General features: G+C 62.5%; 19 protein-coding genes. 9 read left to right on the top strand and 10 right to left on the bottom strand.

Translation table 11 applies throughout. The features are described 5' to 3' along the window. Positions 1-62: 62 nt before the first annotated feature. Both HOP03_17315 and HOP03_17310 read left to right on the top strand, forming a co-directional pair. On the top strand, positions 63-1,223 hold the full coding sequence (locus tag HOP03_17315; protein NOT89916.1) for an acyl-CoA dehydrogenase: 1,161 nt from the start codon (positions 63-65) through the stop codon (positions 1,221-1,223). A 49-nt stretch (positions 1,224-1,272) separates the two neighbouring features. Then, positions 1,273-6,249, top strand: coding sequence for an NAD-glutamate dehydrogenase (locus tag HOP03_17310; GenBank protein ID NOT89915.1), 4,977 nt, complete (start codon positions 1,273-1,275; stop codon positions 6,247-6,249). A gap of 79 nt (positions 6,250-6,328) precedes the next feature. On the opposite strand, the gene HOP03_17305 is transcribed toward HOP03_17310, so the two are convergent. Then, entirely contained in the window at positions 6,329-7,213 is an 885-nt protein-coding gene (locus tag HOP03_17305; protein ID NOT89914.1) for a lysozyme, read from the bottom strand. Positions 7,214-7,400: 187 nt separating this feature from the next. Here HOP03_17305 and HOP03_17300 point away from each other — a divergent pair, with 187 nt between their 5' ends. The 7 genes from HOP03_17300 (at position 7,401) to HOP03_17270 (ending at position 16,973) form a co-directional block, all read left to right on the top strand. Beyond that, positions 7,401-8,171, top strand: a complete 771-nt coding sequence (locus HOP03_17300; GenBank protein NOT89913.1) for an NAD kinase — start codon at positions 7,401-7,403, stop codon at positions 8,169-8,171. Between the two features lie 301 nt (positions 8,172-8,472). Continuing rightward, complete coding sequence (locus tag HOP03_17295) at positions 8,473-12,720, top strand: RHS repeat protein (protein NOT89912.1); 4,248 nt, start codon at positions 8,473-8,475, stop codon at positions 12,718-12,720. A 475-nt stretch (positions 12,721-13,195) separates the two neighbouring features. After that, positions 13,196-13,561: a hypothetical protein gene (locus HOP03_17290; protein NOT89911.1), complete on the top strand. Its 366-nt coding sequence runs from the start codon at positions 13,196-13,198 to the stop codon at positions 13,559-13,561. 74 nt (positions 13,562-13,635) lie between these two features. Further along, on the top strand, positions 13,636-13,959 hold the full coding sequence (locus HOP03_17285; protein NOT89910.1) for a hypothetical protein: 324 nt from the start codon (positions 13,636-13,638) through the stop codon (positions 13,957-13,959). A gap of 110 nt (positions 13,960-14,069) precedes the next feature. Further along, complete coding sequence (locus tag HOP03_17280; protein ID NOT89909.1) at positions 14,070-14,378, top strand: hypothetical protein; 309 nt, start codon at positions 14,070-14,072, stop codon at positions 14,376-14,378. A gap of 86 nt (positions 14,379-14,464) precedes the next feature. Further along, positions 14,465-15,994 (top strand): DUF4080 domain-containing protein, encoded by a 1,530-nt coding sequence (locus HOP03_17275; GenBank protein NOT89908.1) that lies wholly within the window; start codon positions 14,465-14,467, stop codon positions 15,992-15,994. Between the two features lie 58 nt (positions 15,995-16,052). Continuing rightward, positions 16,053-16,973 (top strand): 5'-nucleotidase, encoded by a 921-nt coding sequence (locus HOP03_17270; protein NOT89907.1) that lies wholly within the window; start codon positions 16,053-16,055, stop codon positions 16,971-16,973. A gap of 94 nt (positions 16,974-17,067) precedes the next feature. Here the strand turns inward: HOP03_17270 and HOP03_17265 are convergent, their stop codons facing one another. The 9 genes from HOP03_17265 to HOP03_17225 all read right to left on the bottom strand — a co-directional run bounded on the left by HOP03_17265 (position 17,068) and on the right by HOP03_17225 (position 26,530). Then, complete coding sequence (locus tag HOP03_17265) at positions 17,068-18,231, bottom strand: DUF4785 family protein (protein ID NOT89906.1); 1,164 nt, start codon at positions 18,229-18,231, stop codon at positions 17,068-17,070. Positions 18,232-18,241: 10 nt separating this feature from the next. Continuing rightward, positions 18,242-19,075, bottom strand: a complete 834-nt coding sequence (locus tag HOP03_17260) for a hypothetical protein (protein ID NOT89905.1) — start codon at positions 19,073-19,075, stop codon at positions 18,242-18,244. A 373-nt stretch (positions 19,076-19,448) separates the two neighbouring features. Further along, the gene (locus HOP03_17255; protein ID NOT89904.1) at positions 19,449-20,135 is read right to left on the bottom strand and encodes a DUF2461 domain-containing protein; all 687 of its coding nucleotides are present in this window, start codon (positions 20,133-20,135) and stop codon (positions 19,449-19,451) included. Further along, positions 20,132-21,574 (bottom strand): exodeoxyribonuclease I, encoded by a 1,443-nt coding sequence (gene sbcB, locus HOP03_17250; protein ID NOT89903.1) that lies wholly within the window; start codon positions 21,572-21,574, stop codon positions 20,132-20,134. Before sbcB ends, HOP03_17255 begins: the two co-directional genes overlap by 4 nt. Then, complete coding sequence (locus HOP03_17245) at positions 21,575-22,936, bottom strand: FAD-dependent monooxygenase (protein ID NOT89902.1); 1,362 nt, start codon at positions 22,934-22,936, stop codon at positions 21,575-21,577. 11 nt (positions 22,937-22,947) lie between these two features. Continuing rightward, on the bottom strand, positions 22,948-24,219 hold the full coding sequence (kynU, locus tag HOP03_17240; GenBank protein NOT89901.1) for a kynureninase: 1,272 nt from the start codon (positions 24,217-24,219) through the stop codon (positions 22,948-22,950). Between the two features lie 223 nt (positions 24,220-24,442). Further along, positions 24,443-25,453, bottom strand: coding sequence for an amidohydrolase (locus tag HOP03_17235; GenBank protein NOT89900.1), 1,011 nt, complete (start codon positions 25,451-25,453; stop codon positions 24,443-24,445). 7 nt (positions 25,454-25,460) lie between these two features. Next, the gene (locus tag HOP03_17230; protein NOT89899.1) at positions 25,461-25,982 is read right to left on the bottom strand and encodes a hypothetical protein; all 522 of its coding nucleotides are present in this window, start codon (positions 25,980-25,982) and stop codon (positions 25,461-25,463) included. Further along, positions 25,979-26,530, bottom strand: a complete 552-nt coding sequence (locus HOP03_17225) for a 3-hydroxyanthranilate 3,4-dioxygenase (GenBank protein ID NOT89898.1) — start codon at positions 26,528-26,530, stop codon at positions 25,979-25,981. Before HOP03_17225 ends, HOP03_17230 begins: the two co-directional genes overlap by 4 nt. Between the last annotated feature and the right edge of the window lie 2 nt (positions 26,531-26,532).

Here is a 26,532-nt window from a genome sequence, read left to right as displayed (position 1 = left end):
ACACGCGCGGCTACAATTGTGGTTTCGATTTCATACCCTTCAAAACCCACCGAGGTGTGTCCGTGGACTTTCGCTTCACCGAAGAGCAGTTGATGATCCAGGACGTGGCCCGCCGCATCGCGCAGGAGAAGATCGCGCCCAGCGCCGAGCACCACGACCGCACCGGCGAATTCCCGCTCGACAACATCCGCACCCTCGGCGAAAACGGGCTGATGGCCATCGAGGTTCCGGCCGAATACGGCGGCGCCGGCATGGACCCGATCAGCTATGTGCTGGCGATGATCGAGATCGCCGCCGGCGATGCCGCGCACTCGACCATCGTGTCGGTGAACAATTCGCTGTTCTGCAACGGCATATTGAAGTTCGGCACCGAGGCGCAGAAACAGCTGTACGTGCGCGCGATCGCCGAAGGCCGCGAGATCGGCGCGTTCGCGCTGACCGAACCGCAGTCCGGCTCCGACGCCACCGCGATGCGCTGCAAGGCGGTGAAACAGGCCGATGGCACCTACATCGTCAACGGCAAGAAGAGCTGGATCACGTCCGGCCCGGTCGCGAAATACATCGTGCTGTTCGCGATGACCGATCCGGACAAGGGCGCGCGCGGCATCACCGCGTTCATGATCGACACCGCCAAGCCCGGTTTCCACCGCGGCAAGACCGAGCCCAAGCTCGGCATCCGCGCGTCGGCCACCTGCGAGATCGAATTCGCCGATTACGTCGCACAGCCCGATGAGGTGCTGGGCCAGGAAGGCGAGGGCTTCAAGATCGCGATGAGCGTGCTGGACGCAGGCCGCATCGGCATCGCCTCGCAGGCCATCGGCATCGCCCGTGCCGCGTACGAGGCCACGCTGGTCTACGTGAAGGACCGCAAGGCCTTCGGCGCGCCGATCGGCACGTTCCAGATGACCCAGTCGAAGATCGCCGACATGAAGTGCAAGCTCGACGCGGCGACCCTGCTGACCCTGCGTGCGGCGTGGCAGAAGGGCGAGTTCGACAAGGGGGGTGCGCGTTTCGGCAACGAAGCCGCGATCGCCAAGCTGGTGTCGTCCGAAGCCGCGATGTGGATCACCCATCAGGCGGTGCAGATCCACGGCGGCATGGGCTACTCGAAGGAGATGCCGCTGGAGCGTTACTTCCGCGACGCCAAGATCACCGAAATCTACGAGGGCACCAGCGAGATCCAGCGTCTGGTCATCGCCCGCAACGAAACCGGTCTGCGCTGATCGCCCGCCGCGATCCCGCTTGCCACTCCATCACGGACACAATCCGCACATGACCAAGCCAGTTCCCGCCGCGCGCCGCCCGTCCGCACGTCAAAAAACCCGCGACGAGACCGGGTTGCTCGATCCGGTGTTCACTGCCATCCGCAAGCGCGCCGGCAAGACCCGGGAAAATGATGCCAGCGCCTTCGCCAGCGCGTTCTATCAGCGGATGACCGACGACGAGCTGCCGATGCATGGCGCCGAGGGCTGGGCTGCGCTGGCCAACGATTTCCTGGACTTCGCGCGCAACCGCAAACCCGGGACGCCGAGCGTGCGTCTGTTCAATCCGACGCTGGCGAAGCAGGGCTGGGAGTCGCCGCATACCGTGCTGCAGATCGTCAACGACGACATGCCGTTCCTGGTCGATTCGGTGATCATGGCGCTGGCCGAACGCGGTGTCGGCGTGCATGTCATGGGGCATCCGATCGTCAAGATCACGCGCGACCGCAGCGGCAAGCTCACCGCAGTGGGCGAGGGCGGCATCGAATCGATGATGCATCTGGAAATCGACCGCCAGTCCGCGACCGATGCCGCAGCGATCGAGGCGGCGATCCGTACCGTGCTTGCCGACGTGCGCGGCATCGTCGAGGACTGGCCGACGATGCGCCGTAAGATGCTCGATGTCACCGAGGATTTCGGCAAGCGCAAGATGCCGATCAGCGATGCCGCACGCAGCGAGGCGCAGGAATTCCTGCGCTGGGCCGCCGACGACCACTTCACCTTCCTGGGCTATCGCGAATACAGCGTCCGCAAGCAGGGCAAGGAAGACGTGCTCGCCGCCACCGCCGGCACCGGCCTGGGTTTGCTGCGCGCCAGCGAAAGCAGCCAGCCGCGCAAGCTGACGACGCTCGCGGCGCACACCATGCCGCAGTCGAATGCAGCGGATGCGCTGATCCTCACCAAGACCAATGCCCGCGCGACCGTGCATCGTCCCGGCTACATGGACTACATCGGCGTGCTGAGTTTCGACGCCGAGGGTCGCGCGATCGCCGAGCAGCGTTTCATCGGTCTGTACACCTCCAGCGCCTATACGCGTCGGCCGTGGGAGATTCCGCTGGTGCGCCAGCGCCACGATCACGTCATGCGGACCTCCGGCCTGCAGCCCACCGGCCACAGCGGCAAGGCGCTGCGGCATATCCTCGAAAAGCTGCCGCGCGACGAATTGTTCCAGTCGACCGGGCCCGAGTTGTACCAGCTCGCCTCCGGCATCCTCAGCCTGCAGGAGCGCGTCCGCAGCCGTCTGTTCCTGCGCCACGACCGCTACAGCCGTTTCTACTCGGTGCTGGCCTATATCCCGCGCGACCGCTACAACACCGAGATCCGGCTGCGGATCGAAGCGATGTTGAAGGACGCGCTGCACGCCGATCGCGTCGATTCCACCATCCAGCTCGGCGATTCGCCGCTCGCGCAGTTGCACATCCTGGTGCGTCCGCGCAAAGGCGAAGTCGTCGAGGTCGACGCCGCGCGGATCGACGCGAAGCTCTCCGCGATCGTCCGCAACTGGCAGGACGATCTGCGCGAACTGCTGGTGTCGCGTCACGGCGAGGAGCGCGGCCTCGCGCTAGCCAGTCGTTACGGGCGTGCGCTGCCGGCCGGCTACATCGAAAAGGTGTCCGCCGCGGTGGCCGCCGACGATGTCGAGCAGATCGCCTCGCTCACGCCGCAGGACGATCTGCGCCTGAGCCTGTGCCGCGACCAGGAAGGCGGCCTGCGCTTCAAGTTCTACCGCATCAACGACGATATCCCGCTGTCCGACGCGTTGCCGATGATGGAGAACATGGGGCTGCGGGTGATTTCCGAGCACCCCTACCGGCTTGAAGTCGATGCGCCCGGACAGGGCAAGCAGGTGGCCTTCATCCAGGATTTCGAGGTCGAAGCCAGTCGTCCGGATCTCAATGTCGAGGACTTCGATGCGATCTTCGAAGATGCATTCGGACAGATCTGGCGCGGCAACGCCGAGAACGACGGCTTCAACCGGCTGATCCTCGCCGCGAACCTGTCGTGGCGCCAGGTGTCGATGCTGCGCGCCTACTGCAAGTATCTGCTGCAGGTCGGCGTGCCGTTCTCGCAGAGCTATGTCGAAGGCACGTTCGCGCGCTATCCGATCATCGCCCGCCTGCTGATCGAACTGTTCGAGGCGCGCTTCGATCCGGTGACCGGTACCGAAAGCAAGGCCGACATCAAGGCCGGCATGGAATTGTTCCGTCGCCAGCTGTCGGCGCTCGCCGGCGACGACACGGCGATGTTGACGGCGGTGGAGCCGGTGATCGCGGCGCGTTCCGGCAAGCGCCAGACCCAGTTGGATGCGACACGCCAGGCGATCAAGGCCTTGCTCGACGGCGTGTCCAGCCTCGACGAAGACCGCATCCTGCGCGGTTTCGTCAGCGTCATCGAGGCGACGCTGCGCACCAACTATTACATCCGTTACAAGAACGGCGTACGCGCCGATGGCGGCCCCGCCGATTACCTCAGCTTCAAATTCGACGCATCGAAAGTACCCGACCTGCCGAAGCCGCGCCCCTATCGCGAAATCTTCGTCTGCGGCCCGCGCGTCGAGGGCGTGCACCTGCGCTTCGGCCCGGTCGCGCGCGGTGGTTTGCGCTGGTCCGACCGTCGCGAGGATTTCCGCACCGAAGTGCTGGGCCTGGTGAAGGCGCAGATGGTGAAGAACACCGTGATCGTGCCGGTCGGCTCGAAAGGCGGCTTTTTCTGCAAGCAACTGCCGGATCCCTCGGTCGATCGCGATGCCTGGTTCAACGAAGGCGTGGCCTGCTACAAGCGCTTCATCAACGGACTGCTCGACATCACCGACAATATCGTCGGCGGCAAGATCGTTGCGCCCGATGACGTGGTGCGCCACGACGGCGACGACCCGTATCTCGTCGTCGCCGCCGACAAGGGCACCGCGACGTTCTCAGATATCGCCAACGGCATCGCCCGCGCGCACGGGTTCTGGCTCGACGACGCGTTCGCGTCCGGCGGCTCGGTCGGTTACGACCACAAGGGCATGGGCATCACCGCGCGCGGCGGTTGGGAATCGGTCATGCGCCACTTCCGCGCGATGGCGCGCGATTCGCAGACCGCCGATTTCACCTGCGTCGGCATCGGCGACATGTCCGGCGACGTGTTCGGCAACGGCATGCTGTTGTCGAAGCACATCCGCCTGCTGGCCGCGTTCGATCACCGCCACATTTTCCTCGACCCGAATCCGGACGCCGCGATCTCGTTCAAGGAACGCGATCGCATGTTCAAGCTGCCGCGTTCGAGTTGGGACGACTACGACAAGACCTTGATCAGCAAGGGCGGCGGCATCCATCCGCGCTCGGCCAAGTCGATTCCGCTGTCGCCGGAGATCAGGGCGGTGCTCGGCATCGAGCCGGATGTCGCGGCGATGAGCCCGATGGAACTGATGAATGCGATCCTGAAGGCGCCGGTCGACCTGCTGTGGAACGGCGGCATCGGCACCTACGTCAAAGCCGCGAGCGAAACCCATGCCGATGTCGGCGATCGCGCCAACAACGGCCTGCGCGTCAACGGCGGCGAGCTGCGCTGCAAAGTGGTGGGCGAGGGCGGCAATCTCGGCCTGACCCAGCTCGGTCGCATCGACGCCGCGCTCAACGGGGTGCTGCTCAACACCGACTTCATCGACAATTCGGCGGGCGTCGATACCTCCGATCACGAAGTCAACATCAAGATCCTGCTCAATGCGGAAGTGCAGCGCAAGAAGCTGACCATGCCCGAGCGCAATGCGCTGCTGGCATCGATGACCGACGAAGTCGCGCAGCTCGTGCTCAACGACAACTACCGCCAGAACCAGGCTTTGAGCCTGATGCAGCGGATGAGCCTGTCGCGGCTCGGGTCCAAGCAGCATTTCATCCGTACCCTCGAATCGCAGGGCCTGCTCGACCGGCAGATCGAATACCTGCCCAGCGACAGCGAGATCGCCGAACGCAAATCGCGCCGGATCGGCCTGACCCGGCCGGAGCTGTCGGTGTTGCTGTCGTACTCGAAGATCGTGTTGTTCCAGCAACTGCTCGATTCCGATGTGCCGGAAGACCCGTATCTGTCGAAGGAGCTGGTGCGCTATTTCCCCGGGCCGTTGCAGAAGAAATACGCCAAGGCCATGGAACAGCACCGCCTGAAGCGCGAGATCATCGCCACTGCGGTGACCAACTCGCTGGTCAACCGCATGGGCGCGACCTTCATCCTGCGCATGACCGAGGACACCGGCCGCAGCCCGGGCGAAGTCGCGAAGGCCTTCACCATCACCCGCGAAACGCTGGACGCACGCGATCTGTGGGCGCAGATCGATGCACTCGACGGCAGGGTGCCGGAGTCGGTGCAGGTCGATGCGTTGCAGGTGATCTGGAATCTGCAGCGTTCGATGACGCGCTGGCTGCTGTCGCGCCCGGGCCCGATTCCGGGCATCGCCACGGCGGTCGAGCGCTATCACGACGGCTTCCGCGAAATCCGCGCCGGTTCGGGCATCCTGCCGCCGACGATGCGGCCGGCCTACGACGCCAGCTATGCCGACTGGAAAGCCAAGGGGCTGCCGGAATCGCTCGCCAAACAGCTGGCGGCGCTGCCGTATCTCGAATGGTGCTGCGACATCATCGAAGTCGCGCGTGCGCGCAAGCTCAAGCCGGTGGATATCGCGAAGGCGCATTTCCGTCTCGGCGAAGCGCTGAAGCTGCCGTGGCTGTACGCGCAGATCGACACGCTGGCGGTCGACGGTCGTTGGCATGCGGTCGCACGCGGCTCGCTGCGCGACGAACTCGCGGCGCAGCAGCGCCTGCTGACGATGCAGGTGCTCGACACGCCCGGCGCGACCGCCGACGCCAAGCTCAAGCACTGGATCGAACGCGACGACGCTTCGCTGCGTTTCACGCTGGCGATGCTGGGTGAGTTGGCGGCGCAGAAGACCTTGGACTATCCGACCGCTTCGGTTGCGGTGCGGCGGCTGTCGATGTTGTCGGCAGGGGCTTGATCGGCGCGGGATCTGTTCGGATGACGTGTAGGACGGCCCCGGGTTTCCGGGGCCGTTCGCGTTTCAGTGCAGCGATCGCTCAGCCGCGCGCCAGCGCCTGCAGTCGGCTATAGGCGCCGTTGAATAGGTTCTGATCGCCCGGGAAAACGCCCGAATCGGCGAACTGCCAGAACGTATGGTAGGTCCACGCATACGGCAGCGTGCCGACGGAGCTGGAATAGCGCGCGATCCACAGTGGGCTGGTCGCGCTGAAGTTGCCCGAAGTGCCGACGCACTGTGTCCACCAGCTGGTGCTGGTGTAGATCGACGGATAGCGGCCTGTGCGGGCGCGATAGCGGTTGCTGAAGGACGTGATCCACGCGGCCATGCCGGTCTTGGTCAGGCCGTAGCAGGTCGCGCCGTAGGGGTTGTATTCCATGTCCAGCGCGCCGGGCAGGGTCTTGCCGTCGGCGGACCAGCCACCGCCGTGATTGACGAAATGATCCGCCTGCGCGCTGCCGCTGGAATTGCCCGGCAGTGCGAAATGGTACGCGCCGCGGATCATGCCGACGTTGTACGAGCCGTTGTATTGCTGCGCGAAATAGGGATTGGTGTAGGTGGTCCCTTCGGTCGCTTTGACATAGGCGAAACGTGCGCCGTTGGCGTAGGCGGAAGACCAGTTGACGTTGCCCTGCCAGCCGCTGACGTCCATGCCTTTGACCGAGGCTGTCGCGGAGATGACGATCGCCGATGTCGGCGATGGCATCTGCGCCTTGCCTTCGTGGATGCGGATCTGCGAGCCCATGGGGTGATCGTTGACGACGATGTACGCCGCCAGCGAAGACGGGATGCGGGTGTCGAGGCGGTCGAGCCAGTTCGATTCCAGGGCGGGCGACGATTCGGCCCGGGGCGGATCGGCCGCCTGTGCGGAAGCGATGGCAACGGTCGCAAGCACTGCGACGACAAGCGGTTTGAACGACTGCATTGTGTTTCCTCCATGAAGCGATGGGCAGCGGTGAGGTGCATGGCGCCGTCTCGTCCCGATGCGGTCAGGTGTCCCGTGCGTGGCGTCGGCGTTGCCTGAAGCGCCGGGAACGCTGAAGATAGTGGGTATGCGTCCCGCTGGACGTGACAGTATTCACGGGTCCCGTACACGTCCATGAGGACTTTGCATGTCGACATCGCCGAAGATCGCCTTCCTCGCCAGCACGACCGCCGATGCGCAGGCGGCGCTTACGACGATGGTCGCGCGCCATGGACAGTGCGCACCGGATGACGCCGACATCATCTGCGCGCTCGGTGGCGATGGTTTCATGCTGCACACGCTGCACCGGCATGGTTGTTTCGGACGGCCGGTCTTCGGCATGAAGCTCGGCACGGTCGGGTTCCTGATGAACCAGTTCGAGTCGGGCGATCTGCTCGAACGCCTCGCCGCCGCGGAGCCCGCCAAGCTGCGTCCACTGGAAATGCAGGTACTCACCGAATCCGGCGCAAGCGTGTCATCACTGGCGTACAACGAGGTCTCGCTGCTGCGCCAGACCCGCCAGGCCGCGCACATCTCGATCGAGCTCAATGGCCAGACGCGCCTCGACGAGCTGATCTGCGACGGTGTGATGGTGGCGACGCCGGCCGGCAGCACCGCCTACAACTTTTCCGCGCACGGCCCGATCCTGCCCCTGGGCTGCGGCGTGATCGCGTTGACGCCGATCGCGCCGTTCCGGCCACGGCGTTGGCGCGGCGCGCTGCTCAAGGCCGATACCGAAGTGCGCTTCCGCGTGCTCGATACCTACAAACGCCCGGTCAGCGCCACCGCCGACTCGCACGAAGTCCGCGATGTGGTGGAAGTGGCGATCCGTGAATCCCGCGACCGCATGGTGACCCTGCTGTTCGATCCCGAGCACAATCTCGAAGAGCGCATCCTCAGCGAGCAGTTCGTGACCTGAGGAAAGCCTCGGGTTCTGCGGCGCATATCGAGTTCCGAGGCTCTGGGTGCATCTCTGCCATTGGGATCGGCGATTTGACCGATCATGTAATTTCTTGTTAAAAGCAGTTTTGGTCGGCATGTAGCGTCAAAGTGCGATATGCGGTATCGGATCCACGAAATCGATCCACAATCTGGAAAATCATATGGTCCGCATGGAAATGATCAGCACTGAGCCGCCTCTTTCAGCTTCGCAACCGAAGCGTTGCATGCGACTGCGACTGTTGTTAACGGGAATGCTCATGTGTTGCCTGTGGCCGAACATGACCTTTGCCGATGATGATGATTTGCCCACCCAGACGATTGTCGGGAGTGGAGTGGTCAGCAACACAAATCTACAGATTTACCTCATGTCTCTGAACTTTCGCTTTTCCCCCCAATTTGAGGGAGGTGGTGGATCCGTCGAGAATGGCGATGACGATTCCCGCCAAGAGGACAAGGATTGCAGTGAAACTGAATCAGATGGCGTCGGCAGCAATGGCAATGGCACCAGCGGCAACCCGGTGGTTTTATCGACAGGTAACAAGATCGATCCAGAAACCGATTTCTTCTCTCAAGGCGAGATGGGGCTTTCTCTGGCCCGGACATATAATCGTCAATGGGCTGGGGTTGGAATATTCGGCAAGCATTGGTTGAGCAACCTCGACTATAAACTCAGCTTCGGCACCAGTCAGGTCAACAGCTGTTACCCGCGTCCTGGAGGCGGTACATGCGGCATAGGTGCCAATACGGTCATCTGGGCGCATCGGCCGGATGGGAAACGCCTTCGCTTTTTCAGAAACGTATCGGACGGAATTTTTTATGAAGAAAAGCCTGCGCCGGTCGCTAAAATAGTAAAGCAGTCCGATGGAAGCTATGTGCTCTACAACGAAGACAACTTCGTCGAGCGTTACTCGTCCGCGGGCTATGTGAATGAGATCAGGAACGAACAGGGCATCGGCTGGACCTTCGGCTACAGCGGCACCTACCCGACCCGGGTCACACACACGTCCGGGCGCTACATCGATCTGATCTGGACCAGCGGCCAGCTGACATCCGTCCGCGACCCCGCCGGAAACTACTTCGGTTACGCCTATTTGACGAACCGTTTCGGCGCCGGCCTGCATCTGCTCTCGGCGACATCAAAACCAGGAAGCCCGGCGACGACCATCGCCTATCACTACGAGAAAGTCGATCAGCTCGGTGCGCTCACAGGTAAAAGCTATGGCGGCGTCCGTTACTCCTGGTATGACTACAGTCCCAACGGAAAAGTAATCAGCACAGAACACGGCGGAGGTAAAGACCGCTACACCTTTACATACGCTGCAAATGGCGAAGGGGTGAAGTTTACTACCGAAACAAATCCACTTGGAAAACAGACCAGTTACAGCTTTCAAAATGGCAATCCGGTGAGTGTCGATGGGTTCGCATCAACGCATTGTTTCGCGAATTATCGAGAGTACAACTACGATACAAATGGCTATGACGACATCGTCAGTGACTTCAATGGCAATCTTGTTGACTATGATTACAATGCCAAGGGTCAGCTTATAAAACAGGTGGATGCTGTCGGTACACCTCTGGCGCGCACAACGCTTTCCACTTGGGATACGACACGCAACAGGATCCTGAGCATTGTCGTTTCAGGCCTGAAACGCGCCGATATCGTCTATGACGCGGAAAACCGCGTGTCCTCGATCACGATCACCAACCTTTCAGCCAGCGGCGTCGCCAATCAATCCCGTACCACCACGTATGCCTATACCAAACATGCGAATGGTATGTTGGCTGCGGTGACCGTAGACGGGCCGATCTCCGGTAGCGGCGATGCGGTAGTCACCAGTTACAATCCATACGGCGATATGTTGTCCATTGCCAACAGCCTTGGCTATGCGACGACCTATTCCAATCACAATGGTCTTGGCCAGCCCGGTCGAATCACAGGCCCCAATGGCGACATCGTGGATATCATCTACGATGCGCAGGGCCGCATGACTACCTTGCGACGCTGGATCGCGGGAGCCGCTGCGGACACGGTGAATACCTACAACGCGCAGGGGCTGCTGGCTTCGGTGACTGCTGCAGACGGTGCGACGACCAGCTACGAGTATGACGCAGCGCGTCGCCTGACGCGCACGTGGCGCACTGCGAACGGCACTGTCGCCGGTGGCGCGAGCAAGGAGGATCAGCTGTATACCTACGATCTGATGGGCAATGTCACTCGGGTCGACAACCGCAAGCTTGTCGGCCATTTCGAGACCCAGTGCAAGCGCTGGATGACCATCGAGGGCGTATTGGAGTGCGTGGAGGAAGAACAGATCTGGGTGGAAGTGCCGACGATCACCCAAACCGCTTTCGTCGATTACGACGAGATGGGTCGCGTCCGCGCGCGTCGCGGTAATCACGGCCAGAACGTCCGCTATGCGTACGACGACAACGGCAATGTCAAGACCGTCACCGATTCGTCTAATCGGCCCACGGCCATGACCTACGACGCGCTGGGCCGGCTGTCGACTTCAACGGACCCGCTCAATGCCGTGACCCGCTTCGAGTACAACGCCGACGATCGCATCACCAAGGTCGTCGACCCGCGCAATCTCAATACCACATACGTTTTCGACGGTTTCGGTCAACTCTGGGCGCAGAGCAGTCCGGACACTGGGGTCAGTAGCTTCCAGCACGATGCAGCAGGACAGCTGACAAGCATGAGCCGGGCCGACGGCACCGGCCTGGTTTACGCCTACGACGGCCTTGGCCGCCTGACCTGGTATGGCACCAGCCTGCAGGGGCGTGCCTATGGCTACGACTGGTGTCAGAACGGCAAAGGTCGCCTGTGCGAGGCCAACTATGGCGATGGTTCCCGGCACTACGGCTACACGCCACAAGGGCAGGTTTCGGTCACCCGCGACTTCACTGCAGGTCTGGCGACGGACGACTGGACGGGCTATGTCTACGACACCGTGGGCCGCGTCACGGGCATCAGCTATCCCAGCGGCGTCAGCGTCGGTTATGGCTACAGCGGCGGCAAGTTGACGTTGATGAACACCACCACGGCGAACGGCGTTTCCAATGTCATTGCTGGTTCCATCAACTATCACCCCTTCGGCGGCATCAGCAACTGGACCTACGGCAACAACCTGCAGCGACTGACGCCGATCGACCTGGACGGCCGTCTCACCGCGATCCACACCGATGGCGTCCAGGGCCTGTACTACCAGCACAACGCCAACGACGAGATCTCCAAGATCACCAACGGCGCGGATGCTGGCCTGACCCAGGACTACGCCTATGATGCGATGAGCCGCGTCATCTCGCAGATCATGCCCGGCAACAGCATGACCATGGGCTATGACGGTGTCGGCAACCGGACCAGCCGCAACGACAATGGCGTGCCCACCACCTACGGGTATCCGGCCGGCAATCATCGTCTGCTCTCTGCAGTCACAGGCGGCAATACGCGCTGGTTCAACACCAATGCCGTTGGCAACATCGATGCCTGGCACGACGCGGATAGCCAATACAACGCCACGACTTACGATGCTTACCTGCGTCCGAAGACGCACACACGCAATGGTTTCACCGCGACCTATCGTTTCAATGCGCAAGACCAGCGCGTGCTGAAGTACCAGGGCGGCGGCAACAGTACTCGCTATGTCTATGCGGGACAGAACACCATGCTCGCGGAGCGTTTCACCAGCGGAAACGGCATCGGCAGCCAGTGGACCAGCTATCTGTGGCTGGGCGGCCAGCCGGTGGGGCTGGTCAAAGGCAACACCTTGTACTGGGTGCATGGCGACCACCTTGGTCGACCGGAGATGGTGACCAACACCAGCCAGCAGCGCGTGTGGCGCGCTGCGAACCGTGCTTTCGAGCGCGGAATCGCATTGGATCAGATCGGCGGCTATCACCTTGGTTTTCCCGGCCAGTACTACGACGCGGAATCGAATCTATGGCACAACGGCTTCCGCGACTACGAGCCGACGATTGGGCGCTATATGCAGAGTGATCCGATTGGGCTGGCGGGGGGGATTAGTACGTACGGGTATGTGGGCGGGAATCCGATCGCGTCGATCGATCCACTTGGATTGGTTGGCTATGTCTGTCAAAAGGGGAACGACATCGGCATTGCTATTCCTATCAACTTCCAAGGCGCAACGCAGGCGCAAATCGCGCAGATCACGAATGCCATTCAACAAGCATGGACAGGGAAATTTGGTTCGTTCAACGTCAAGACGGTCGTCACATCGCAATCGACATGGCATCAAGGAACAACGAATGGAATCGCAGTGAGGTCTGGCAATGAGCCGTCTTGGGTCCATTCTGCTGATATGAATTGGGGTGCTTGGTATACGCCGGGGCAATGGGGGGATTCCACATTCGCGCACGAAGCAGGGCATCTGCTCGGGCTAGGCCACGGCTCAGGCATCGTGGATGGCAGCAGCTTGAAAGGCGCATCTGTCAACGAGCAGAACATTCGAGATGTGTTGAAGATTGGCAACGAGGCAATTCGGCGTGGTTGCGGTTGTCAATAGGAGCTTTTCAATGACTAAAGGTATTGCGATCTTTCTTCTGAGCATACTCTGCGCGCTGGTGAGCTGCAGTAGAGAGGGCTTATCGGCGAAGCAGTGTCAGTTGATAGTTGATCGTGAGCTGGCATTCAAGAACTCATTGTTGGAAAGCAGCTCACCAAATCCCACTGCAGGGGACCCACCAAATCAAGCCGTTGCGAGTTGTGTATCTGGGCATTCGTATACGCGTGAGGATTTTAAGTGCATTACATCTGCGGATACGGAATTAGCGATGAGCCGGTGCATGGCACAAGCTCACGAGAAGATGCAATGATTGAAGCCTCGCCAACGGCCGTACAGCGCATTTCGTAGAGTGTAACCCGCGAAGCGGATTACACCGTCTTTCCGGTGTCTGGCATGACTGGGATTCGATGCAGCAGGTGTGTCGTAATGGCGTAATCGCCTTCGGCGGTTACGCCCTACGAGGCTAGGGAACCAGATGCATAACGATGCGTGGGGTAAGCGCGTGCCCCTGTCCAGTGCGGGTGGCTTTAAAGAATCGCTGGTTGGAAATGGTCAGGGCGTCGCTGTCGGTCGCCATGTATATGCAGCAGCTGGCGGCTATCTTATGACTGGCGATCCCGCCGTCGCATTTTTGGGGACTCTCAAAGACGTTCAACAAGGGTTTACAAAAGGCAACTGGTCCCAGAGAAATACAGAGATTAATGGCAACATTGCCGGCGCAAAAGTAGGGGCGGCAATGAAGCTCGCAATGGCTCTTGCAGAGCGCGAATCAGGTTGCGAAAAGGATCAACTGGGAAAAGAGCTTTCTGACCTTGTAGCATCAATTTTGTGTGCGCAATGAAGATCCGGTCGCTACCAATCATTTTTGTCGCGTTGTGGCTGGCAAGTTGCTCGCCAAGGACAACGACTACCCTAATGAGTGTGGTCAACCAAGATACTCGTGTAGACATTACTGCATCTGCTGATTGGGAGGCAGCGGATGGCAATATCCGAGTGATATCGGATGCGAGCAACAAAGTAGTAAAGACCATACAGTTTGCGAAGGCGGATGACTATGTCGATGACGTTAAAGATAAAGTGACGTATTTTGGCGTGCAGGGGAAGAAGATCATCGTTTGCCTCAGGTATGCAGAACTGGCTCCTAAAGGCAAAGTCTATGTATCGCCATCAGGCGTAGTTGTCGAGATCATTGACGACGATGGTGCGATCAATGTATGTCGAGAAAATACACCAAAATGATCTGAAAAACATCCATAGGTATGCGGGGGGCGATCAACTTCATTGGCCCGTTTGGCCTTGAATGTTTCCCCGGTTAGTGTATTTGCAATGAAATTCAGCGAGATGCCGCAATGAGAAAAAATAAAATTTGGATTTTTATCTGGTGTTTTGTGCTTCTGGTAAACATCCACCTTCTGATTCTTTTTATTCCGAGTCATATTTATAACCCGAAGAGGGATCTGGAGAATTCGCTTGTATCCTCTCCAGAGGATAGGGTATTGATCGCGCAAAGAATTGAAGAAATGACGCGCGAAATGGTAGAGGCAATCAGGACTGTTTTTGTTTTCATGTTGATGCAATTCGCTATTTTCACTGCGGTGCTTTTCGTAAAAATCCGCCGAGATTCCCATCTGATGATAGGCCGCGAGCGCGCGTCTTGATCATCGGCTGATCGCCTTCGGTAGCCACGCCCAAGACGTTTGTTCCATGGCGCGTCCCCGGACCCGTCGGGCGATATACTCTCCCAATGACCGACATCCTGCTCTCCACGCTCAACGCCCGCTATTCGCATGCCTCGCTAGGCCTGCGCTATCTGCGCGCGAATCTTGGCGACCTGCGCGAGCGTTCGGAGATTCTGGAGTTCGTGATCGGGCAGAAGACCGAGGAGATCGTCGAGAAGATCCTCGCCCGCCGCCCGCGCATCCTCGGGCTGGGCGTCTACATCTGGAACGTCGAGGAAAGCACGCGGCTCGTGGCGCAGCTGAAGACGGTCGCGCCCGACCTCATCATCGTGCTCGGTGGCCCGGAAGTCAGTCACGAGGTGGGCGAACAGCGGATCTGCGCGCTCGCCGATTACGTCATCACCGGGTGGGGCGATGTGACCTTCGCATGGCTCGCCGAGACATTGCTGCGCGGCGAAACGCCGCCGACCCGGATCATTCCCGGCGTGCAGGCCGAGTTGAAGGATCTGGTGCTGCCGTACGCGGAATACACCGACGAGGACGTGCGCCAGCGACATCTCTATGTCGAAGCCTCGCGCGGCTGTCCCTTCAAATGCGAGTTCTGCCTGTCGGCGCTGGACAAGACCGCATGGCCGTTCGCGCTTGACCCTTTTCTCGAGTCGCTGGAAACGCTGTACGCGCGCGGCGTGCGCCAGTTCAAATTCGTCGACCGCACCTTCAATCTCAAGGTCGATACCTCGCTCGCGATCCTCGACTTCTTCCTGCGCAAGATCGATGCCGCTGCGGACGATCCGCCGTTCGTGCATTTCGAGCTGATTCCCGATCACCTGCCGGACCGGCTCAAGGATGCGATCGTGCGGTTTCCACAGGGCACGCTGCAGTTCGAGATCGGTATCCAGACGTTCGATCCCGAGGTGCAGACCCGCATCTCGCGCCGCCAGAACGACGAGAAGGCGGCTGCGAATCTGCGCTGGCTGCGCGCGCAGTCGAAGGCGCATCTGCACGTGGACCTGATCGCCGGCCTGCCCGGGGAAAGCGTGGAAAGCTTCGCGCGCGGATTCGACCGGCTGGTGGCGCTGGCGCCGCACGAAATCCAGTTCGGCATCCTCAAGCGCCTGCGCGGCGCGCCGATCGCCCGGCATGCGCAGGCGCACGATCTGCGTTTCAATCCCGATCCGCCGTACAACATCCTCAGCACCGACCTCATCGATTTCGCCACGATGCAGCGGCTGTCGCGCTTCTCCCGGTACTGGGACATGGTCGCGAATTCCGGACGTCTGCCGCGCACCTTGGCGCTGCTGCTCGGCGACGCTCCGTTCCAGCGCTTCCTGGCCTTCAGCGATTGGCTGTACGCACGCACCGGGCAGACCCATGCGATCGCGCACGAGCGGCTGGTGCATGCGCTGCAGGCGTTCCTGATCGCCGATGGCGGCATCGAGGCAGGGATCGCGAACCGCGCGCTGATCGACGACTATCGCGGTCAGGGCGGTCGTTCGCGGCTGGCGTTCGAAGACGCGGACGCGGTGCGGCCCGTGCCGGTCCCGCGCAAGAAAAGCGCCACCCCCTCGCGTCAGGCGCGGCATCTGGCCAATTGATCCGTCCTGTCGATGCGCCGTCGCTGCGGCTGAGACCGTTTCGTTGCACACTGATCGCATGCAAACTCCAGAACTCATCCAGCCCCTCGTCATCGCCATCTCCTCCCGGGCATTGTTCGATCTGGAGGAAAGCCACGCGCTGTTCGAGCGCGAAGGCGTCGATGCCTTCGCCGCCTACCAGCGCAGCCATGAGGATGAGCTGTTGCCACCCGGCATCGCCTTCCCGCTGGTGCGCAAGCTGCTGGCGCTGAATGCGGACGCCCCGGCGGGCACGCCGCGCGTCGAAGTGATCCTGCTGTCGCGCAATTCCTCGGACACCGGTCTGCGCGTCTTCAATTCGATCCAGCATCACGGCCTGGCCATCAGCCGCGCCACGTTCACGTCCGGCGCCCCGACCTGGCCGTACATCAAACCCTTCGGTGCGCACCTGTTCCTGTCGGCCGATGCCGAAGCCGTCCGCCGCGCGCTGGAGCACGGTATCGCTGCGGCGACGCTGCTGCCGGCGCAGGCGGTTCAGCCGGTCGTCGATGGTCCGCAGCGTGAGCAGATCCGGATCGCGTTCGATGGCGATGCGGTGCTGTTCGACGACCAGAGCGAACGGGTGTCGCGCGAAGACGGGCTGGAAGCGTTCGCGCGCCACGAACGCGAGCGCGCGCACGAGCCGCTGCCCGGGGGGCCGTTCCGCGTCTTCCTCGACGCATTGCATCGATTGCAGGCGGCGTATCCGATCGAGGCCTGTCCGATCCGCACCGCGTTGGTGACCGCACGCTCCGCACCCGCGCACGAACGCGTGATCCGCACGCTGCGCGAGTGGGGCATCCGCCTCGACGAGGCGCTGTTTCTCGGCGGCCGTGCCAAGGGCCCGTTCCTGCAGGCGTTCGGCGCGGACATCTTCTTCGACGATTCGCAGCACAACATCGATTCGGCGCGCGAGCATGTGGCGGCGGGGCATGTGCCGCACGGCGTGGTGAACGAATAGCGTCTGCTGTCGTTGCAAGCCTGCTGCGGCATTCGCCCAAAAAACAAGGGGCCTTCCGGCCCCTTGTCGGTTTCAAACGATGGAACGACAGCACTCAGCGAGCGATGCCCGCGCGTTCGCGGCTCTCCAGCGGCGCCATGCGCGACTGGTCGTTGAGTTCCAGCTGACGCACTTCGAACGGCGCACCGTAGCCCTGCGGCAGGTGGGCACGATCGAACTGCAGGACCAGCATGCCGTTGCCGCGCTTCATCCACGCCGCGCTGTGCGCCTCGGAGACCGGACGCATCACGCCATCGGCGGCGGTGGCGAACAGCGTGCCGCGTGCCTCGTAGCGACCGGTGGAGCCGGTCTGCACCGGCAGTGCCATGCGCATGGTCTTGGCATTGAACGCGAACACCCCGTTGAAGCGGGCGGTCGGCGCGGCCACCGCGAACGCGGTACGCGCGTCGCGCTGGATGCCATCGGCGTTGGCGAACACCTGCATTTCCCACAGTCCGGGCGCGTTGCCGACGTTCGCCGGCAGCTTCACGTTGGCCGACAGGCCACTGCCGTTCGAGGCGAGCGCCACCGGCCAGCTGCGGCCATCCGGCGCGACCAGCATGGCATCGGCCTGCAGGGCCGAGGACAGCTTGCCTGCGCGGCTGAAGTCCACGTCGAAACGCAGGCTGGAACCGGCGAGGGCGTGGCTGCGGTCGGTACCGGCGCGCAGGACGTCGGAGCTTTGCGGCTCGAACACATGCACGAGGTACTGGCCCTGGGCCTTCGGCACTCGGATGGTGTAGGTGTCGGCGCCTTCCTGGTCGCCCAGCTTGGCGATCACGGTGCCGGTCTGCACGTCCATACCGGCGTCGACGAGCTGCTTGGCCGATGCGATGTTCTGCACCTTCGCCGCACCCTGGCTGTCGTTGATCTGCAGCTCTTCGGTGCGCAGCGCGCGCGCGCCCCGGGTCGGGCTGATGCGGATCAGGCTGCCCGGGGCGGACATCTTCAGCTGCACGCCGCGATCGAGTTCGGCGGCGTCGACGGTCTGCCAGTACTCGCGGCTTTGCGCGACGTAAGGCATGGTTGCGGCAAGCGCCTGGGTCGGGTCCAGTTTCCAGGCGAACGACACCGGGGCGCGTTCGATCTGGGCCGACGGTGCGGGCAGGGCGACAAGACGGGAGGGAGCCTGATCCTTGGCACCGGCGGTCCGCAGCGGTTGCGCGGCGGTGGCGGAGAAGGAGAGCAGCGCGAGAGCGATAGCGATGGAGAGTCTCATGGCGTTGTCCTCACTGGCCCGCATCGGTGCGGAGAATATTGTTCAGGCCGAAGCAGGCCCGGCGGCTCTGGTTGTGCGACAGCGGTTCGCCGCCGGCCATCCGCGAGGTGTCGTAGAACCAGACCGATCCGGCGCCGGCCTGGCTCGTGCAATTCAGGAAGCCGTCGGAACAGCTGGCGAGCCAGTTCTGGGTGATTTCCAGACCGACGTTGAGGCTGTAGCCGCCGCAATAACTGTCGCCATCGAACGGGGACGAATCGACGTCGGTGCCGACCACGCTGCGGAAGGTTTTCGGCAGCGCCGGACGCCCGCTGGTGCCGTAGAGATAATTGCTGTTGTAGAAGACCATCCAGCTCTGCTGCTGCTGGCGGACGCCGTCGTTCTGGTAACCGAGCAGCCAACCGAGCGCTGCTTCGAACACGGTACCGTTCATCACCGCGTCCGCCAAAGGCGTACCGGTCGACGATGGCGCCAGCGCATTGACGCGAACGGTCTTGCTGATGATGTTCGGGTAACGGCTGTCGTAGGTCGGATTCGACAGGATCCACCGCATGACGTTGCCGCCGTTGGAGTGGGTGATGACGATCAGACGGGTGATGCCCTTGGTGTTGATGAAGGTGGTCAACTGTCCTGCCAGGCAACCCGCAGCGCGGCTGTCCCACCAGTACTGGCCGAAGTCGCAGTTGATGACGACGTAGTTGGCCGGATTCGGCAAGCCGCCGCGGACCGAGTCCACCATCGCCGGTTGCCAGTAGTCGTTGTAAGCGTTGGTTTGGGCACCGGTGCCGTGGACGAAAGCCACACCGGTATTGGCGAGCGCACACGGCGCCGCCAGAGCGAGCAGAAGCCCGCAGAGGTATTTACGCACGATAAGAACCCCTCTTTATTTGTTTCCTGTTCCATGAAAGCGTGGCGATGCGCCGCGCTGATCCTTTGATGATCTGCCAGTCCCCACGGCATGGCATCACGAACGAGGATACGGGGGCGTATTGACACTGTCATGACGCATTGCGGCAAAACGAGACGGGTTTGGCAGTCCGATACAAGATCCATGACGAACGATCGCCACACCTCCCGATAATTCCTTCTCCCCGCTTGCAGCGATTGCCCTTCTCCCCGCCTGTGGGGAGAGGGACAGCGGAGGGATCATGCTGTTGTCTATGTTGTTTTGCTGATCAGGTGGGCCTCAAGGATCAGGCGCAGGTTACAAACAACCTTCAGAACTCGAGATCCAGCGCGGCGCAGAGATAATCCATGAACGGCCCGAGCTGCTGCAGGTCTTTCGTGAGCGTGGACAGCAGGCGCGGGCCGGTCATCGTTGCGTCGTCGATCATCCGCATCGCGACGTGGTTCTTGCGGCGCAGATCGTCGAGATGGATGAAGTCGGCGGGGTAGCCGCGCGGGGGGCGGACCAGCATGTCGCTGTCGTCCAGATCGAAGCGTTTGCGGAATGGTTTCGCGTGCGCGGCGGCGGCCCAACTGCCGGGGTTGTCGACGATGAACTGGCGGATGCGGCGCAGGGTTTCGGGTTCCGGGTGCCACAGGCCCGCGCCGACGAAGCAGTTGCCCGGCTGCAGATGGAGGTAGAACGATGGCGCTTCCACTTCGCGGCTGCGTGCATGGAACAGGCGCGCGCCCTGCCAGAGTTTGTACGGCGCCTTGTCGCCGGAGAAACGGGTGTCGCGATGGATCCGGAACAGCGAGCCGCCGACGGTCTTCGGGTCGGCGCGATAGTGTTCGCTCACTTCCAGCAATGCGGGCTGCAGATCGGTGATCAGCGCGAGGAACGGTGCGCGCACGTATTGCTCGTAGTCCTGCTTGTGCGCGTGGAACCATGCGCGATCGTTGTGGCGGGCGAGGCCGCGCATGAACTTGAAGCTGCGTTCCGAGAAATAACTGCTCATGCGAGTCCGGTCTCCAGATCGTGCGCCCAGGCTTGCAGTTGATCGAGCAGCGCCTGCGCGCGGCCGTCGTCGGCATGCGCAAGACGCAGTGCCGCGATTTCGGCGCGATGGGTGTCGAAGGTGAATTCGGACAGGCCGCGATCCTCGGTGAGGCGGGTGCGGCGGTAATCGTTCCAGCGCTGCGCGTCGGCCATCGACAGGGTCTCGGGCCAGTTGCGCGCGCGATAGCGGAACAGCAGCTCCGGCAGTCGCGCGTCCTTGAATGCGAAATCGCGCTGCGCCAGCGTGGTCGGCGGCGTGCTGCGCACTTCGGCGAACTTGCGCTTGTCGCCATCCTGCAGAAAGCCATCGTAGAGTGAGCCGTCCACGTCCAGGGTCTCCGGCGGCGTGCGCGCGGCATAGATGCGACGGATTTTTTCGGCCAGCGCCGGGCCGGCATCGCGCAGTTGTTCGGCGCGCGCTTCGGCCAGCGCCGGATCGATCCGCAGGCGTTCGAAGTCCGCATCGCGCAGATGCGCCCATTCGACCAGCATCGGGCTGCGGTTGAGATGCACTTCCTTCAGCGGAATCCGCGCTTCGCCCGGCGGCAGGTCGGCGGCGGGCGTGTACAGCCGGTCGACGATCTCGTCGGCGTCGAGTGCGAGCAGCGCGTCCGGCGCTTCGTGCAGGTCGAAGACGACGATGCGGTTGTCGATCTTCGGATGGCGGGCCAGCGGCACGACCGCTGCAGCGCACAGCCGCGATGCGGGGAAACGCTGCGAGACATGCAGCACCGGCGTCATCGCCACGGTGTCCAGCATGCGCCCGGCGAACTTCTTGTCGCGCAGTTTCAGGGTGTAGTCCCAGAGCTTCGGCTGCGCGGTCTTCAGCTTGCGCGCCATGCCGATCAATGCGCGGACATCGGACAGCGCTTCGTGCGCATCGCCTTCGCGCACGCCGTTCGCGGCGGCGAGATGTTCCAGCTTGAACGATGGCGCGCGGTCTTCGCGCAGTGGCCAGACGATGCCCTCCGGGCGCAGCGCATGCGCCAGCCGCATCACGTCGAGCAGATCCCAGCGCGAATTGCCGGCGCGCCATTCGCGTTCGTAGGGATCGTGGAAATTCCGGAACAGACCGTAGCGCACGAATTCATCGTCGAAGCGCAGCGAGTTGTAACCGAGCGTGCAGGTTTCTGGCGTCGACATCGCTTCGAAGATCCGGGCGAAGGCGTCCGCTTCGCTCACGCCATCGCGTTGCGCATGCTGCGGGATGATGCCGGTGATCAGGGTCGCGATGGGCGAGGGCAGCAGATCGTCGGCCGGTTTGACGAGGAAATCCCAGGGCTCGTCGACCGGATTCAGATCCGCATCGGTACGGATCGCCGCGAACTGCGCGATCCGGCTCCGGCGCGGATCGGTGCCGAAGGTTTCGAGATCGTAGAACAGGAAGCTCGCGGGCACTCAGACCTCCGCAGGCAGTGGCGACAGACGTTCGTCGACCATGCGGTCGACGGCGGCCCAGTCCAGGCCATCGAGACTGCTGCGGCCGGCGGTAGCGTCGACCAGCAATGCGCGCTGGATGCGTCCGCGCTCGAACGCGGTGGCGTAGGGCAGGCGGCGGAAGCTGACCATCGCATAGCGCGGCACGAACCGTTCGGGATGACGCACGGCGAGCGCGCGTTCCAGCTCGCGCTGCAGCAGGAAATCGGCATCGTCGACGCGGTCGCTCATCTCGCGGTAGTTTTCGAGCGCCATCTGCTGGATCGCGCGCGCATCCGGTTTGCGTTCGACTTCGAACGCCGCGAACGCGGTCTCGGTGTCGCGGTCGCGCTGCAGATGTCCGGCCAGCGCGACGCAGTCCTCGAACGCGCAGTTCATGCCCTGGCCGTGGAACGGCACCATCGCATGCGCAGCGTCGCCGACCAGCACCGCGCGGCCATCGAGATGCCAGCGCTCGAGATAGAGCGTCGCCAGCATGCCGGTGGGATTGGCGTCGAAGTCGTGGACGAGTTTCGGGATCAGCGGCAGGGCATCGGCGAAATCGCGTGCGTACAGCGCCTGCGCTTCGATGCCATTGCGGATGGTCGCGAAACTGATGCCGCCTTCGTTGGGCAGGAACAGGGTGACCGTGAAGGTGCGTTCGTCGTTCGGCAGCGCGATGCACATGTAGTCGCCGCGCGGCCAGATGTGCAGGGCATTGGGTTCGAGCTGGAACTCGCCGTCGAAGCCGGGCGGAATCTCAAGTTCCTTGTAGCTGTGCGGCATGATTTCGATGTGTTCGCCGAGGTCGACCACGGTCTGCATCGCCGCGCGCAGATGCGAGCCGGCGCCGTCGCAGCCGATCAGCGCGTGGAAGTGATGCGCGATATCTTCGCGCTCGCCGACGAAATGCGCGACGCGCTGCGCGAAGTCGACGCTTTCGAGTCGCCGGTCGAAGTGCAGGCGCACGCCCGCCGCTTCCGCAGCGTTCAACAGGACGATGTTCAGATCGCCGCGGCTGATCGACCAGATCACCTCGCTGTCGTCCTTGCCGTAGCGCTGCAGGCGCTGTTCGCCGCTGATGGCATGCACCATCCGTCCGCGCATCATCACCGCCTGTTTCAGGACGTCGTCGTCGACACCGGCGCTGCGCAGCGCATTCAGGCCGCGCTCGGCCAGCGCGAGATTGATCGAACGTCCACCGGCATAGCCGTGGACGCGCGGATCGCCGCGGCGCTCGAACAGATCCACCTCCCAACCATCGCGTGCGAGCAGGGTCGCGAGCAGCGGGCCGGCGAGCCCCGCACCGACCAGGGTGAGACGACGCAGGTTGGCGGCGGACATTGGATCGACATTCATGCGTGCCACTCCTGTACTGCGCGCGCGAAACGCGCCACGTCGGCGAATTGGTTGTACAGCGGCGCGGGCGAGATGCGGATGACGTCGGGTTCGCGCCAATCGCCGAGTACGCCCTGCGCGCCAAGATGTTCGAACAGCGCGCGGCCGTGCTCGCGGCCTCCGATCACCCGCAGCGACAGCTGGCAACCGCGCTGCGCGACATCGGACGGTGTGACGATCTGCAGCTTGTCGGACAACTGCGTGCGGATCAGCGCTTCCAGATAGCCAGTGAGCCGCTCCGATTTCGCGCGCAGCGCGGGCATGCCCACGCGCGCGAACAGGTCGAGCGATGCGCGCAGCGGCGCCAGACCGAGGATCGGAGGATTGCTCAGCTGCCAGCCATCGGCGCCCGGGGTCGGCACGAACTCGGGCCCCATCTTGAAGCGCGTATCCTGATCGTGCCCCCACCACCCCGCGAATCGCGGGCGCTCGGTGCGCGCGTGTCGCTCGTGCACGAAACAGCCGCCGACCGCGCCGGGCCCGGCATTCATGTATTTGTAGTGGCACCACACCGCGAAATCGGCGCCGCTGTCGTGCAATTGCAGTGGGAGATTGCCCACCGCATGCGCCAGATCGAAGCCGACCACCGCACCTGCGGCGTGGCCGAGACGCGCGATCTCCTGCAGATCGAACGCTTGGCCGGTGCGGTACTGCACGCCCGGCCAGAGGATCAGCGCAAGCCGCTTGCCGTGTTCGGCGATGGCGCGTTCGATCGCGGCCATCGAGAAGGTGCCGTCGGCCTGGTCCGGTTCGACTTCGATCAGGCAGTGCTTCGCCGACAGCCCGCGATATTTCAGCTGCGATTCCACCGCATGGCGATCCGAGGGGAACGCACCGGCTTCGATCAGGATCGCGGTACGCTCGATGGTCGGCTGGTAGAAACTGACCAACATCAGGTGCAGGTTCGCGGTGAGCGAATTCATCGCCACCACTTCTTCCGGCTGCGCGCCGACCACGCCCGCCAGCGCGTCGCGGACCAGCGCGTGGTACGGCATCCACGGTGCGGGCTTGAGGAAATGCCCTTCGACCGCATCCTGCGCCCATTTGTCCATCACTTCGTCGACGTAAGCGCGCGCGCCTTTGGGCTGCAGGCCGAGCGAGTTGCCGCAGAAATACGCCATCTCCGCATCGCCGTGACGCGGGATGTGGAACTCGTCGCGGAATGCGCGCAGCGGGTCATTGGCATCCTGCTGTCGAGCGTAGTCGTCGCTCATCGCTGCGTCGATCATGCGCCCCTCGCATCGGGTGTAGCTGCAGCACACTTGAAATACATCGTCATCCCCGCGAACGCGGGGATCCAGCGGCTCTCACGCCACCCGCACAACGTCAAAGTCACTGGGTTCCCGCGTTCGCGGGAATGACGATGCAAATGAGCGATGGTCGCCAGTTGATCGAACTGTTTGATGTTTTTCGAGTAAAAGCAGGGGAACATCAAGCTGAATTGTCCATGCATCATGCGAACCTCGCGATCGGCAGCCCCAGCCATTCCAGCGCAGTGCCGTGATACAGCCGCGTCTCTTCGGCGTCGGACAGCTTCAGCGCGGCGATGCCGGCGCCGGGTTCCTGCTCGCCGAGCGGAAACGGATAATCGGTGCCGAGCATGATCCGCTCGGTGCCGCAGGTGTCGATCAGATAGCGCAACGCGCGCGGATCGGCCACCCACGAATCGAAATACAGCCGCGACAGATACTCGCGCGGGTTGCGGAAGTTGTCGGTCGCGACCAGATCGGGGCGCATATTGAAACCATGTTCGATGCGACCGATCGTGTACGGGAAACTGCCGCCGCCATGGGCGAGGCATATCTTCATGTTCGGCAGCCGCTCCAGCACGCCGCCGAAGACCAGACTGCAGGCCGCGCGCGACTGCTCCGCGGGCATGCCGACCAGCCACGGCAGCCAGTATTTCGGCATCGACTCGCTGCCCATCATGTCCCAGGGATGCACGAGGATCGCGGCGCCGAGTTCGCTCGCGGCCTGGAAGACATCGAACAATTCCGGCGCATCGAGGTTCCAGTCGTTGACGTGCGAGCCGATCTGCACGCCCTGCAGCCCCAACTGATCGACGCAGCGTTCCAATTCCTGGATCGCCAGGCGCGGCGACTGCAGCGGCACCGTGCCGATCCCGGCGTAGTGGCGCGGATAGTCGCGCACCGCTTCGGCCATGTGATCGTTCAAGGCCTGGTGCAGGTCGTGCGCGTGCTGCGGTTTCGCCCAGTAGCTGAACATCACCGGCACCGTGCTCAGCACCTGCACCTGCACCCCGAAGTGCGCGAATTCCTCGATCCGCAGCTGCGGGTCCCAGGTCTTCGGCCAGATCTCGCGGAAGAACTTGCCGTCCTTGTAGATGCGCGCGCGTCCGTCGTCGCCGTGATGGATCACCGGAAAGCGGATATCGCCGTACTTGGCCGCGAGATCGGGCCAGTCGCGGGGCAGGTAATGGGCGTGGGTGTCGATTTTGAGCATCAGGAATTCATTCGGGCCAGATCCGGTCGACGATGTCGCTCATGGCGACCGTTTTGAGCGTGCCGTCGAGTCCGGTCTTCCACGCATCAGGAAAAGCATTCTCATCCGAAGATTTCCCATGCATGGCGAACAGGACGAGGCCACTGACACGGGGGATACGCTTGGCTTGCATTTCATTGGCGATGAGGATATCGAGCTCTGTCGCCTCGAAAGTCTTGCAGCTTGTCCATGTCTTGATCCGCTTTTTTGGCCGCAATGCAACAAAAATCGCGCAGTCGTTGGCCGCTCGGCCTGTGTCGAGACCGGAAGACCATCGTTCAGCGATCGATGTGATCGCGTTCGTCGTTGCGACGATGTCTTTGACAGCGACTCGTTTTCCGATCAACGACTCAGGCTGAAGCAGTGCGAGGCGATTCAATTGATAGTGCTTTGGAGAGGATTCGGTCGCTTCAGCGGCAGCGGCCCAGTCAATCATGAAAAGGCTGGTCGCTATCGTCAGCAGATAGGCTGCAAATCGTGGGCGGATCATGGCTGGTCTCTCTGCAGGTCGTACTTCGCCGGCGCCGGATTGAAATGCCCGCAGGCCTTGCAGGTGCGGTGGTCGTGCGAGCTGTAGAAGCGATCGAACACCGCCGGGAAGTCGGTTTCGATGTTCACCAGCGGAAAATACGCCTCATAGAGTTTTTCGTTGCAGATGTCGCAGTACCACTGCAGGCCATCGAGTTCGTGCGGCAGGCGTTTGCGTTCGATCACCAGGCCGATGCCGCCCGCGGAGCGCTGCGGCGAATGCGGCACGCGCGGCGGCAGCAGGAAATTCTCGCCGGCCTTGATCGTGATGTCGCGTGGGGCGACGCGCCCTTCATCCGTCTGTTCCTGGATGCGCAATACCATCTCGCCTTCGAGCTGGTAAAACCATTCCGCGCCTTCGTCGTAGTGGTAGTCGGTTCGCGCGTTGGGGCCGCCGACCACCATCACGATGAAATCGCCGTCGTAGATGCATTTGTTGCCGACCGGCGGTTTCAGCAGATGCCGGTGTTCATCGATCCAGGCCTGCAGGTTGATCGGGTTGGGCAGCATGG

The sequence above is a fragment of the Lysobacter sp. genome (genome assembly GCA_013141175.1).
In the GTDB taxonomy this organism is placed as follows: Bacteria; Pseudomonadota; Gammaproteobacteria; order Xanthomonadales; family Xanthomonadaceae; genus Lysobacter_I.
This window is presented reverse-complemented; position numbering and strand designations above follow the sequence as displayed.